General features: G+C 71.9%; 12 protein-coding genes. 7 read left to right on the forward strand and 5 right to left on the reverse strand.

The features are described 5' to 3' along the window. Positions 1–31: 31 nt before the first annotated feature. From OG453_RS13025 to OG453_RS13040, 4 genes are all read right to left on the reverse strand, one after another. Positions 32–637 carry a response regulator transcription factor gene (locus tag OG453_RS13025; protein WP_266867569.1) on the reverse strand — a complete coding sequence of 202 codons (606 nt, stop codon included), beginning with the start codon at positions 635–637 and terminating at the stop codon, positions 32–34. Next, on the reverse strand, positions 634–1,779 hold the full coding sequence (locus tag OG453_RS13030; RefSeq protein ID WP_266869838.1) for a sensor histidine kinase: 1,146 nt from the start codon (positions 1,777–1,779) through the stop codon (positions 634–636). The genes OG453_RS13025 and OG453_RS13030 overlap by 4 nt, the downstream gene beginning before the upstream one ends. Before the next feature lie 131 nt (positions 1,780–1,910). Then, positions 1,911–2,633 (reverse strand): ABC transporter permease, encoded by a 723-nt coding sequence (locus tag OG453_RS13035; protein ID WP_266867570.1) that lies wholly within the window; start codon positions 2,631–2,633, stop codon positions 1,911–1,913. Further along, the gene (locus OG453_RS13040) at positions 2,633–3,574 is read right to left on the reverse strand and encodes an ABC transporter ATP-binding protein (protein WP_266867572.1); all 942 of its coding nucleotides are present in this window, start codon (positions 3,572–3,574) and stop codon (positions 2,633–2,635) included. Before OG453_RS13040 ends, OG453_RS13035 begins: the two co-directional genes overlap by 1 nt. Positions 3,575–3,868: 294 nt before the next feature. On the opposite strand from OG453_RS13040, the gene OG453_RS13045 reads away from it, so the two are divergent. The 3 genes from OG453_RS13045 to OG453_RS13055 all read left to right on the forward strand — a co-directional run bounded on the left by OG453_RS13045 (position 3,869) and on the right by OG453_RS13055 (position 6,856). Beyond that, positions 3,869–4,723 (forward strand): MaoC/PaaZ C-terminal domain-containing protein, encoded by an 855-nt coding sequence (locus OG453_RS13045; protein WP_266867574.1) that lies wholly within the window; start codon positions 3,869–3,871, stop codon positions 4,721–4,723. Positions 4,724–4,748: 25 nt separating this feature from the next. Further along, positions 4,749–5,825, forward strand: a complete 1,077-nt coding sequence (locus OG453_RS13050) for a Zn-dependent alcohol dehydrogenase (RefSeq protein WP_266867575.1) — start codon at positions 4,749–4,751, stop codon at positions 5,823–5,825. A gap of 83 nt (positions 5,826–5,908) precedes the next feature. Further along, positions 5,909–6,856: a 3-oxoacyl-ACP reductase gene (locus OG453_RS13055; RefSeq protein WP_266869839.1), complete on the forward strand. Its 948-nt coding sequence runs from the start codon at positions 5,909–5,911 to the stop codon at positions 6,854–6,856. 366 nt (positions 6,857–7,222) lie between these two features. On the opposite strand, the gene OG453_RS13060 is transcribed toward OG453_RS13055, so the two are convergent. Then, on the reverse strand, positions 7,223–8,368 hold the full coding sequence (locus OG453_RS13060) for a hypothetical protein (RefSeq protein WP_266867577.1): 1,146 nt from the start codon (positions 8,366–8,368) through the stop codon (positions 7,223–7,225). Between the two features lie 233 nt (positions 8,369–8,601). On the opposite strand from OG453_RS13060, the gene OG453_RS13065 reads away from it, so the two are divergent. From OG453_RS13065 to OG453_RS13080, 4 genes are all read left to right on the forward strand, one after another. Next, entirely contained in the window at positions 8,602–9,663 is a 1,062-nt protein-coding gene (locus tag OG453_RS13065) for an ABC transporter substrate-binding protein (RefSeq protein WP_266867579.1), read from the forward strand. Between the two features lie 194 nt (positions 9,664–9,857). Beyond that, entirely contained in the window at positions 9,858–10,712 is an 855-nt protein-coding gene (locus OG453_RS13070; RefSeq protein ID WP_266867581.1) for a Nif3-like dinuclear metal center hexameric protein, read from the forward strand. Then, entirely contained in the window at positions 10,709–11,452 is a 744-nt protein-coding gene (locus OG453_RS13075) for a zinc ribbon domain-containing protein (RefSeq protein WP_266869841.1), read from the forward strand. Before OG453_RS13070 ends, OG453_RS13075 begins: the two co-directional genes overlap by 4 nt. Before the next feature lie 11 nt (positions 11,453–11,463). Continuing rightward, positions 11,464–12,729 (forward strand): bifunctional RNase H/acid phosphatase, encoded by a 1,266-nt coding sequence (locus OG453_RS13080; protein WP_266867583.1) that lies wholly within the window; start codon positions 11,464–11,466, stop codon positions 12,727–12,729. The last annotated feature ends 83 nt before the right edge of the window (positions 12,730–12,812 follow it).

The following is a 12,812-nucleotide window of genomic DNA, read 5'->3' on the forward strand; positions in this document are numbered from 1 at the left end:
GGCAGAGACCGGCGTCACCGTGGGTGCGGGGTCACAGCCACCCCTGCTGCCGGGCCTCCCGCACCGCCTCCATCCGGTTCCGCGTCCCCGTCTTGCCGATCGCCGCGGAGAGATAGTTCCGCACGGTCGACTCCGACAGGTGCAGCTTGCCCGCGATGTCGGCGACCGTGGCACCGTCCACCGAGGCCTTCAGTACGTCCGCCTCGCGGGCGGTCAGCGGGTTCGGCCCCGCGCTCAGGGCCGCCGCGGCGAGCGCCGGATCGATGACCGTCTCGCCCCGAAGGGCCTGGCGGATCGCCTCGGCCAGGTCCTCGACCGGCCCGTCCTTGACCAGGAAGCCGACCGCTCCCGCCTCCATGGCGCGGCGCAGATAGCCGGGCCTGCCGAAGGTGGTGAGGATGAGGACCCGGCACTCGGGGCACTCCTCGCGCAGGTCGGCCGCGGCCTCCAGACCGCTGCGGCCCGGCAGTTCGACGTCGAGCAGCGCCACGTCGGGGCGCGCGGTCAGCGCGGCGTCCACGATCTCGTCGCCCGCCCCCACCTGCGCCACGACCTCGATGTCCTTCTCCATGCCGAGCAGCAGGGCGAGCGCGCCCCGCATCATGCCCTGGTCCTCGGCGAGCAGGACTCTGATCATGGGGTGCGCTCCTCCGGGACGGTGCTCAACTCGGTGACCGGCAGCGTCGCCGTGACCCGGAAGCCGCCGTGCGGTGCGGGCCCCGACTCCAGGGAGCCGCCCGCCGCCGCCAGGCGTTCGGCCAGGCCCTTCAGCCCGCTGCCGGGCGCGGTCGAGCCTACGCCGCGGCCGTCGTCGGCGATCAGCAGCCGGGTCCGTTCGGCGGTGCCCGCGACCTCGATCTCGCAGTGGGTCGCGCGGGAGTGGCGTACGACATTGGTGGCGCACTCACGGACGACCCAGCCGAGCAGCGCCGCCGTCTGCGGGGCGAGCGGCGGCCCCGACTGGCGTACGACCGCGTCGATGCCCGCCGCCTCCAGGAGATCGCGGGCCCGGTCGAGCTCCGTGGCGAGGCTGCCCTCGCGGTAGCCGGTGACCGCCTCGCGGATCTCGGTCAGGGCTTGGCGGCCGACGGACTCGATGTCGGTGACCTGGCCGAGGGCCGCGTCCAGGTCGCGGGGGGCCAGGCGCCGCGTGGCCTCCGCCTTCACGACGATCACCGAGAGGGTGTGGCCGAGCAGGTCGTGCAGATCGCGGGAGAAGCGAAGACGTTCCTTCTCGACGGCGCTGCGGGCCAACTCCTCACGGGTGGACCGCAGTTCCTTGACCGTCTCGGAGAGAGCGAGGATCGCCCCGGTCACCATGACGGAGATGAGCGTGCCGTAGGCGATGCCCGCGGCGTCCCAACCGTCCCGAAGGCCGCCGACCACGGCCGCGGCGATGCTCAGGGCGATACCGGCGGGAGCGAGCTGCCTGCCGCGCAGGACCGCCCCGGTCGCGAGGCCCAGGAGCGGGAAGAACATCAGCCAGCTGCCGCCGTAGCCGATGGCGAGGGCGAAGGTCACCGCGGTCAGCGCGAGCAGGCTGTGCTTCGTCACGCGCGCCTCCCTGGCCTGCTTGTGGAAGGCCCGGAACACCACGTTGATGTAGAGGGAGTTGAAGGCCAGCAGGCCGATGCCGCCGATCCACGGGTTCCCGGTCTTGCCCTGGATGACATTGGAGAAGGAGCCCATGCCCATCAGGAGCCAGGGCAGCAGCGCGAAGCCGTTGGGCGGGCCCAGGTCGTTGGGGTCGCTGCGGCCGTACTTCTCCTTGGCCCGCATCTCGGAGAGCTGCGCCCTGGCACCCGCCTTCCAGCGGGTGATGTGACGCCCGAACTCCTGGCGCCGGGCGCTCTTCCCGGATATCGCTGACATGACCTCTCCTGTCGCGCCGTTGCGCCTCGCCGGCGTCGTCATACCGTCCGCGCAGCCCTGCGGTACGAGACCACAGCGTACGAACCGAACACCAGCAGCCAGGCGATGAGCACCGCGACCGTGCCGAGGCCGATCCCGGAGCCGTCCGTCACGGATGTGCCGAGGTCCGCGTAGCGGTGTGTGGGTGTCCAGTCGGACAGTGTGCGCAGCCAGCCGGGGAACAGGTCGACGGGGAACCACAGGCCGCCGAGCACCGCGAGCCCCAGATTGCACGCCGTGTTCACCACGCCCGTGGTCTGCGCGGTCAGGCGGTAGCCGTTGCCGAGCCCCAGCATCGTGAAGGGCAGCGAGCCGGCCCAGAGCAGCACAGCGGCCGCCGCCCACTGCCAGGGCGCCATGCGTACGCCGTTGACCAGGCCGCCCGCGGCGAACACGGCCACGATCGCCGGAAGCACCGTCACCGCCCCGGTCAGGGCCCGGCCGAGCACGACATCGCGGGGCGTCATCGGCGTGGCCCGCAGCTGCCGCAGCCAGCCGATCGTCTTGTCCTCGGCGACGCCGGTACCGGTGTTCAGGGCGGCGATCACGGCACCGTACGCGGCCATGCCGACCATGGACGTGGTCTTCCACTCGGCGTATTCGGAGCCGCCGCCGACGTTGGTGAACAGCAGATACATCAGGACCGGAAGGCCGATGCCGCCGATCACGAAGCCGGGGTCGCGCAGGGTCCTGCGTAGTTCGAGCCCGAGGTAGGCGACCATCACACGGCCTCCAGGGCGGACGCGGCAGGGGACGCGGGTGACGTCAGTGCGAGGAACGCGTCGTCGAGCGAGGCCGCCGCGACCCGCAGGCCACGGACCGCCCCCAGCTCCGCGAGCGCGACCACCGTCGCGTCGGAGTCCTCCGTACGCAGCGTGGCCCGGCCCCCGCGCACCTCCACGGACCGCACACCGGGCAGCAGGGTCAGGCCTTCCGTGCCGCGCCCGGCCAGGTCGAAGGAGACGGAGCTGCCGCCCGCGGCCCGCTTGACCTGCTCGCCGCTGCCGTCGGCGACGATCCTGCCGTGGTCCATGACGACGATCCGGTCGGCGTGCCGGTCCGCCTCCTCCAGGTAGTGGGTGGAGAAGAGGACGGTGTGGCCGCGCCGCGCGTAGCCGCGCATCGACGCCCAGAAGGCCGCCCGCGCCTCCACGTCGAGCGCGGCGGTCGGCTCGTCCAGGACGATCAGCGACGGGTTCCCGGCCAGCGCCACGGCGAACCGCACCCGCTGCGTCTGGCCCCCGGACAGCTTGTCCACGCGCCGCCCCGCGAGCTCCTCGATCCCGGCGAGCGCCAGCGCGTCGCCGAGCGGCATCGGCGCCGGATAGCGGCCCGCCACGAAGGAGACAAGCTCGCGCACGGTGACCCGCGGGACGAGCCGCCCCTCCTGGAGCATGGCGCCGACCCGCCCCGCGCGCACGGCGGCCCCGGGCGGGCCGCCGAAGAGCCGGACCTCGCCCGCGTCGGGGTCGTCGAGGCCGAGCAGCAGGGAGATGGCGGTGGACTTGCCCGCGCCGTTGCGGCCGAGCAGGGCCACGGTCTCGCCGGGCTCGATCCGCAGGCCGACGCCGTCGACGGCGCGCAGCGGGCCGAAGGCCTTGACCACGCCGGTGAAGGCCACGGCGGGTCCGTCCGCGGGGCTGCTCTCTGAGGTCTTCGTCATGTCTCTGACACTACGAATCCGGGGCGGCGCGGCGGCAGATGCGGTTGTACGGACTCGGCCGGTACAAATGTCACGGCTCGCCGTCCGCCCCGCCCGGCCGCTGAATCTGACGTGGTGTCAGGAGTCTTCACAAGTCCTGGGTGCTGGGCTATACATGGGGTCGCCGGACTGGAACGCGTTCTAGAACGGGCCGGTTCGACGACCGGCTCTCCGGCCCCGTTACGACCTCGGTGCGGCCGACGGTGCGGACGGCCGCGCCGAGGTCTCTGCCCTCCTCCCAAGGAGCTGCCACACATGCCCATCGACGCCGCGAAGGCCGTAGCCGCGGAGCCCAGGTCGGCCGAGATCGCCTGGGACCACAAGGACATCCAGCTCTACCACCTGGGTCTGGGAGCCGGCGTCCCCGCCACCGACCCCGACGAGCTGCGCTACACCCTGGAGTCCAGGCTGCACGTCCTGCCCAGCTTCGCCACCGTCGCGGGGGCGGGCATGGGCATGATGGGAGGCCTCTCCGCCCCCGGCATCGAGGTGAACCTCGCCGCCGTCCTGCACGGCGGCCAGACCATCACCCTGCACCGCCCGATCCCGGTCAAGGGCAGCGCCACGGCCACCTCCAAGGTCGCCGCCGTGTACGACAAGGGCAAGGCCGCCGTCCTCGTCCTGCGCTCCGAAGTGGCCGACGGAGAGGGCCCGTTGTGGACGAGCGACGCCCAGATCTTCGTACGCGGTGAAGGCGGATTCGGCGGCGACCGCGGCCCCTCCGCCCGCGTCCCGGCCCCCGACGGCGAGCCGGACCGTACCGTCGAACGCCCCGTGCGCGAGGACCAGGCGCTGCTCTACCGCCTCTCCGGCGACTGGAACCCGCTGCACGCCGACCCCGAGTTCGCCAAGCTCGCGGGCTTCGAGCGGCCGATCCTGCACGGCCTGTGCACCTACGGGATGACGCTCAAGGCCGTCGTGGACACGATGCTCGACGGCGATGTGTCGCGGGTGCGCGGCTACAGCACGCGCTTCACCGGTGTCGTCTTCCCCGGGGAGACCCTGCGGATCCGGATGTGGCGCACCGAGGGGCGCATCCAGGCGACCGTGACGGCGGTGGAGCGGGACGACGCGCCGGTACTCGCCGACACGGTCGTCGAGCACGCCTGAATCTTCGTACGAGAGGAGCCGCACCATGCGCGCAGCCGTACTGCACGAGATAGGCCAGGACAAACTCGAGGTCCTCGACGACGTCGAGGCGACGGGCTTCGGCCCCGGCAAGGTGAAGATCCGGGTGCGGGCCACCGGCCTGTGCCACTCCGACATATCGGCGATGAACGGCGTACTGCCGCAGCCCGCGCCGTTCATCCCCGGCCACGAGGGCGCGGGCGAGATCATCGACGTGGGCGACGGCGTGACCGGGCTCTCCCAGGGCGACCGGGTGCTGCTGTGCTGGCTGCCCGCGTGCGGCACCTGTCCCGCCTGCAAGCGCGGCCAGACCCAACTGTGCCTTGCCGGATTCATGAACGCGGGCACGCCCAACTTCAAGCGGCCCGGCGGGGACGTCTTCGGCTTCGCGGGTACGGGGACCTTCACCGAGGAGGTCGTGGTCGACGCGGGCTGCGCCGTGCCGATCCCGGACGACGTGCCCTTCGACATCGCGGCGCTGATCGGCTGCGGCGTGACGACGGGGCTCGGGGCGGCCATCAACACCGCTGATGTGGCCGCCGGTTCGTCGGTCGCCGTGATCGGCTGCGGCGGCGTCGGCATCTCCGCGATCCAGGGCGCGCGGCTCAAGGGGGCGGCGCAGATCATCGCGGTCGACCCGGTGGCATCGCGCCGCGAGGCCGCGCTGAAGTTCGGCGCGACGGAGGCGGTCGCCCCCGACGAACTCGCCGACGCCAAGCAGCGGGTGACCGCGGGCGAGGGCTTCGACTACGTCTTCGAGGTGGTCGGCAAGTCCGCCACGGCCCGCACGGCGTACGAGACGACGCGGCGCGGCGGCACGCTGTGCGTCGTGGGCGCGGGCGCCCTCGACGACTTCCTCCAGTTCAACATGTTCGAGCTGTTCTTCGACGAGAAGAAGATCCTGCCGTCCATGTACGGCGGCGGCGACGTCCTCACCTCTTACGAGCGGGCCATCACGCTGTGGCGCGCGGGCCGCATCGACCTGGAGAGCCTCATCACGCACCGGGTGCAGCTGCCCGAGATCAACGAGGCGCTGGATCAGATGCGTACGGGGGTCGCGCTGCGGACCTGCATCGAGATCTGAACTTCCCAGATCTGAACTTCCCAGCTCTGAACTCCCCGGTTCTGAACTCCCCGGTTCTGAAAGGACTTTGATCACTGATGTCACTGTCACCGTCACTGCCGCTCGAGGGTCTGTCCGCGATCGTCACGGGGGCGGGCCGGGGCCTCGGCCGCGCCGAGGCCCTCGAACTCGCCCGGCTCGGCGCGAGCGTCGTCGTCAACGACTTCGGGCAGCCAGGACGTGACGGCTCGGGCGAGGCCTCGGCGGCGCCGGCCGAGGAGGTCGCCGCGGAGATCCGTGCCGGGGGCGGGCAGGCGGTCGCGCACCTGGGCGATGTCGCGGACCACGAACAGGCGCGCGGGCTCGTCCAGTTGGCGATCGACACGTACGGCAAGCTGGACATCCTGGTCAACAACGCGGGCATTCTGCGGGACCGGATGATCTTCTCGATGAGCGAGGGCGAATGGGACTCCGTCATCCGCGTCCACCTCAAGGGCCACTTCAACACGACCCACTTCGCGTCGGTCCACTGGCGTGAGCGGTCCAAGGCGGCGGGGGAGCCGGTGTACGGCCGGATCGTCAACACGTCGTCGGAGGCGTTCCTCGCCGGGTCGGCGGGACAGCCGAACTACGCGGCGGCGAAGGGCGGCATCGTCGGTCTCACCACGTCGAGCGCGCTGGCGCTCGGCAAGTACGGGGTGACGGCGAACGTCATCTGTCCGCGGGCGCGGACGCGGATGACGGAGGACGTGTTCGCGGGCTTCCAGGAGCCGGGCGCGGGCGAACTGGACGCGCTGGCCCCTGAGCATGTGGCTCCGCTGGTCGGCTACTTGGCCTCGCCGGCCGCTGCCGCGGTGAACGGGCAGTTGCTGGTCGTCCATGGCGGGATGGTGGCCGTGGTCGAACGCCCGAAGGTGGCCGCGAAGTTCGACACGGCGAAGGGCGTGTTCACGTACGAGGAGCTGGACGAGGCGCTGTCTCCTTATTACGCGGGCCGTCCGGAGGGGGAGACGTTTGCGGCGGCGGAGGTGCTGGGGCTGAAGCGGGGTTAGCCCGTACGGCGGCGCGCCGTCGTCAGGCGCGCCGCCGTACCGCCGCCTCGCGGCGAAAGCTTTCCCGCCCACCCACCCGATTGCCCGGCAGCCAGCCGGAAGTGATTTGGGTAGGGGTGGGGTTGGGGAAGGATCAGCTCTCTTCGCCCTGGCGGCGGTGCCGCCCCCGCGGAGCCGTCTCCGCGTCCTGTGAGGCCACCGGCCCCCGATGCCTGCCGGGACCGGCAGACGCAGCCGCACCCTGCGGAGGCGCCGCCGCCACCCGCGGGTCGGGGACCTGCTCTGTCTCCGTACTGATCTCTGTCGTCATCAACACACTCACCCCGTAAAACGGTAAAGAAGATCGTTCGGTACAGCCGGGCGAGTCTAACCAACGCCCCCACGCCCGGTGAGAGGCGCCTGCTGCAACGGAACGGGCCGCGTGGCCACCGCCACGGGCGGCTCCTCCGGAGCGGGAGGTTCCACCTCCGCGACCCCACACGGCACCGCCCCCGTCGCGTACGGAAGACGCAGCACACCGTCCCGCGTCCACCGCCCCGCACCGGCCAACCACCCCTCGGGCGCCGCCAGTTGATACAGCCGCCGCTCGGCGGGACGCCACATGCCGAGCCGGCTCCCCGCCGCCCCGTCGATCCGCAGCGCCACCGCACAGCTCTCCGGCATCAGCGTCTGCCCCGGCTGGATCGCGAACGGAGTCACCGCGGGAGCGGCACAGTCCGGCAGGCGCAGACACTCGGGGAAACGCACCGGGCGCGTACCGCCCAACACCCCCCAGCCGAGCCGGTCGTGGCCCGGCGCGTCCGAACGGACCAGGAGCAGCCCGCTGTCGACGTCCGCGAGCAGCACCCGGTCGTCGCTCTCCTCTGCGATCTGGAGGAGGGGCGACACCTCGCCGTCCCGCCGCAGGTCCACCGCCACCGCCTTGACCCGGCCCTCCAACTCCCGGTCCAGGGACAGGATCCGGCCCTCCGCGTCCAGCCAGACCCCGCCCGCGCAGCGCCCGGGGATCTCCGCGAGGTGCTCGGGCCCGAAGGTGCCGCCCGCCACCAGCCACAGGTCCGTCGAGCTCTCGCCCACCGCGATCGCGTACGCGCACATGCCGCCCGGCGCCGGTGGCAGCAGGCTCAGCCGGGACGCGCCGCAGTCGACGGCGCCGAGCGGGACCTCACCCGTCCCGGGACCGGTCGGGTAAAGCAGCGCGAACGCGTGTCTGCCGTCCACCACGCGGTGGATGAGGACACGCCCGTCGGCCATCGGCAGGACCTCCGTGCCCGGCTCCTCCGGCTGGTTGCCGGGCAGCGGCACCGCGTACGGCTCGGGGGAGTCGAGGGTCCAGCGCTCGGGGAACCAGGATCCGCCGTCGTCGTGGGCGAGGCGCGCGGCGTACGCACCGTCGGCGGTGATCGTCACGGGGGCGGGAGCCGGGGCAGTTACCGGGGAAGGGGTCTGGACAAGGGCCTGGGCAGGTGCCGGGGCAGGGGCCTGGGCAGGCTCGATCGTGGGCGCTGTCATGGGGGGTACCTCCGGCCCCCGAAGCTAGTTTTCGCACGCACTGCCGTGGCATCTGTGGCCGCCCGCTTCACACAGAAGGGTGGCGATGTCCCGATTCGCCTGAGGGGGCGGGGGTGGTTGTGCTGGGTGGGGAGGCCGCGCTTAAAGTAAGGCGAACCTAAGTGGTCGTGGAGCGGTTCCGGGCGGTACGCCGCCCCGGCTCCACCGCGATCAGCACACACCCTGGAGCACCGATGTCCCCGTCCGCACGGTCCATACGCCCCCGCCGGCACCGCGCCACCGCCGCCCTCGCCCTCGCCGTGGCCGGCGCGCTCTCCCTCGCGGCCTGCGGATCCGGCGACAGCGGCGCGGACTCCGGCAAGTCCGACAACGGCAGCGGCAGCAAGTCCGTCGCCCAGGGCGGCGACGACTTCGCCAAGGCCGCCGAGCAGACGGCGAAGATGGGCACGAAGGCCGAAGCGGGCGAGTTCCCCCGCACCATCACGCACGCCCGCGGCAAGACCGAGCTGAAGGCGCAGCCCAAGCGGGTCGTGGTCCTGGACGTCGGCGAGCTCGACAACGTGGTGTCCCTCGGCGTGAAGCCCGTCGGCTACGCCCCCACCGAGGGCGACGAGGGCGTACCCGGCTACCTCAAGAAGGACGCCGGCAACCCCAAGGACGTCGGCACGATCAACTCCCTCAACCTGGAAGCGATCGCGGGCCTCAAGCCGGACCTGATCCTCGGCAGCGAACTGCGCGCCGCCAAGCTCTACCCGCAGCTCTCCAAGATCGCCCCGACCGTGTTCTCCATCCGCCCCGGCTTCACGTGGAAGGAGAACTACCTCCTGAACGCGGCCGCGCTCGACAAGACAGCGAAGGCGAAGACGGAGCTCTCCTCGTACGAGGAGAAGGCGAGGAACCTCGGCAGGGCGATCGGCGACGACAAGCCGACGATCACGATGCTCCGCTACATGCCGGACCGCATCCGCCTCTATGCGAAGGCGTCCTTCATCGGCACGATCCTCGACGACGCCGGCCTGCCCCGCCCGAAGAACCAGCAGATCAACGACCTCGCCACCGAGATCAGCCCGGAGAAGATCGACGAGGCGGATGCCGACTGGATCTTCACCGGCGTCTACGGCGACGCCGAGAAGACCGGCCGCTCCGAGGCCGAGAAGAACCCCCTGTGGAAGAAGCTCGGCGCGGTGAAGAAGGGGCAGGCGAAGGATGTCCCGGACGAGACCTGGTACCTGGGCCTCGGCGTGACGGCGGCGAACGAGGTCTTGGGCGACCTCAGGCACAACCTGGCCCCGTAAGGGGCGCGGGGAACTGCGCGAGCAACCAAAGAAGAGCCGCAGACGCGTCTGCAGAGCACTGAGCAGACGCGTCTGCGGCTCTTTCTGGGCTGAGCGCGCAGTTCCCCGCGCCCCTGACGGGGCACTCGGTAGTGGGCCTGCAGCGGTGCGTAACGCAAGACCTGCGGGGCACCGCGGGAAGGTAGCCTTTCTTCGTGCCCCGTCTGTCTGAAGTCATCGCCGCCCTCGACGCCCTGTGGCCCCCCGAGCGGGCCGAGCAGTGGGACGCGGTCGGCACCGTCTGCGGCGATCCCGACGCGGAGGTCTCCCGAGTCCTCTTCGCCGTCGACCCCGTCAAGGAGATCGCCGACGAGGCGGTGAGACTGGGCGCCCAGCTCCTGGTCACCCACCATCCGCTCTATCTGCGCGGTACGACGACGGTCTCGGCCGGCACCTTCAAGGGCCGCGTCGTGCACGACCTGATCAAGCACGACGTCGCGCTGCACGTCGCGCACACCAACGCGGACCAGGCCGATCCCGGCGTCTCCGACGCCCTCGCGGGCGCGCTCGACCTACGGGTCGTGAGGCCCCTGGTGCCGGACCCGGCCGACGGCCACGGCCGCCGCGGGCTCGGCAGGATCTGCGAGTTGGAGCACCCGCTGACGCTGAGCGAGCTCGCCGAGCGCGCGGCGAAGCGGCTGCCCGCCACCGCGCAGGGCATCCGGGTCGCGGGCGATCCGGAGCAGCTGATCCGCACCGTCGCGGTCAGCGGCGGCTCCGGCGACAGCCTCTTCGACGACGTACGGGCCGCCGGCGTCGACGCCTTCCTCACCGCGGACCTGCGCCACCACCCGGCGTCCGAGGCCCGCGAACGCACGCCTCTCGCGCTGCTCGACGCAGCGCACTGGGCCACCGAGTGGCCCTGGTGCGAGCTGGCCGCAGCCCAGCTCGACGAGATTTCCGACCGGAACGGATGGGGACTGCGCGTCCACGTCTCGAAGACGGTCACCGACCCCTGGACCGCCCACGCGGCCGCACCGCTTACCGACTCATCTGGAGCCCCCAACTGAACGCCGCGCCCGCCGACCAGATCCGACTGCTCGACGTCCAGGCCCTGGACGTACGCCTGCAGCAGCTCGCGCACAAGAAGAAGTCGCTGCCCGAGCACGCCGAGATCGAGTCGCTGAACAAGGACCTCGCGCAGCTGCGCGACCTGCACGTCGCCTCGACGACCGAGGAGAGCGACTGCGCCCGCGAGCAGACCAAGGCGGAGCAGGACGTCGACCAGGTGCGTCAGCGCGCGGCCCGCGACCAGCAGCGCCTCGACTCGGGCGCGGTCACCTCGCCCAAGGACCTGGAGAACCTCCAGCGCGAGATCGCCTCGCTCGCCAAGCGCCAGGGCGACCTGGAGGACGTGGTCCTGGAGGTCATGGAGCGCCGTGAGTCCGCCCAGGAGCGGGTCTCCGAGCTGGGGGAGCGGGTCTCCTCCGTGCAGGCGAAGATCGACGACGCGACGGCCCGCCGTGACGCGGCCTTCGAGGAGATCGACGGCGAGGACGCCACGGTCACCAAGGAGCGCGAGGTCGTGGCGGGTTCGGTCCCGGCCGACCTGCTCAAGCTCTACGACAAGCTGCGCGTCCAGCAGGGCGGTGTCGGCGCGGCCAAGCTCTACCAGCGGCGCTGCGAGGGCTGCCGCCTGGAGCTGAACATCACCGAGGTCAACGAGGTGAAGGCGGCGTCCCCCGACACGGTCCTGCGGTGCGAGAACTGCCGCCGCATCCTGGTCCGTACGTCCGAGTCGGGACTCTAGGAGCCTTGCCCGTGCGGGAGTTCATCGTCGAGGCCGACGGCGGGTCGCGGGGCAACCCGGGGCCCGCGGGCTACGGCTCCGTGGTCATCGACGCGGCGACGGGGGAGACCCTGGCGGAGGCCGCGGAGTACATCGGTGTCGCGACGAACAACGTCGCCGAGTACAAGGGGCTTGTGGCCGGTCTGAAGGCCGCGTACGCCCTTGACCCTTCGGCGTCGGTCCATGTCCGGATGGACTCGAAGCTGGTCGTCGAGCAGATGTCGGGCCGCTGGAAGATCAAGCACCCGGACATGAAGCCGCTGGCCGCCGAGGCGGCGCGGGTCTTCCCCGCGCCCCAGGTGACGTACGAGTGGATCCCGCGCGAGAAGAACAAGCACGCGGACCGGCTGGCCAACGAGGCGATGGACGCGGGCAAGCGGGGGCAGCAGTGGTCGGCTTCGGCTTCCACGGCCGAGCTGGACGCGAAGGCGTCGGTGCCGGTGTCGGTGCCGGTGCCTTCGGGGCCGCCCGGTGACGCCGCCGCGGGTGCGGCGAAGGCGCGGGCGGCGCTGGCGGAGCGACGGGCTCCGGAAGTGCCTTCCGGCAGTGCGGCGGATGTCCGTGCCGCGGGCAATGTGGCCGCGCAGGCCCCGTCGGCAGGTTGGGGCCCGGATCTCGGCGCCCCCGCGACCTTCGTCCTGCTGCGGCACGGCGAGACCGCGCTGACCCCGCAGAAGCGGTTCTCGGGCAGCGGCGGCTCCGATCCTTCGCTCTCGGACATCGGCCGCGAGCAGGCCGAGCGCGCTGCGGCGGCGCTCGCCGCCCGTGGCACGATCCAGGCGATCGTCTCCTCGCCGCTGAAGCGCTGCCAGGAGACCGCGCAGGCCGTGGCCGCCCGCATCGGGCTCGACGTACGTATCGAGGACGGGCTGCGCGAGACGGACTTCGGGGCCTGGGAGGGCCTGACGTTCGGCGAGGTGCGGGAGCGTCAGCCGGAGGAGCTGAACGCCTGGCTGTCATCGGCGAAGGCGGCGCCGCCCGGCGGCGAGTCCTTCGCGGCGGTATCCCGCCGGGTCTCGGCGGCGCGGGACCGGCTGACCGCCGAGTACGCGGGGCAGACGGTGCTGCTCGTCACGCACGTCACGCCGATCAAGACCCTGGTCCGCCTGGCGCTCGGCGCCCCGCCCGAGGCCCTGTTCCGCATGGAGCTCTCGGCGGCCTCATTGTCGGCGGTGGCGTACTACGCGGACGGCAATGCGTCGCTGCGCTTGCTGAACGAGACGGCGCACCTGCGCTGAGCGCTCCGCGGGAAGTGCGGTACTGGTCCGCGGGTCCGTCGTGGCTGGTCGCGCAGTTCCCCGCGCCCCTTCGGGGCGCTGCC

It is taken from the genome of Streptomyces sp. NBC_01381 (assembly GCF_026340305.1).
In the GTDB taxonomy this organism is placed as follows: Bacteria; Actinomycetota; Actinomycetes; order Streptomycetales; family Streptomycetaceae; genus Streptomyces.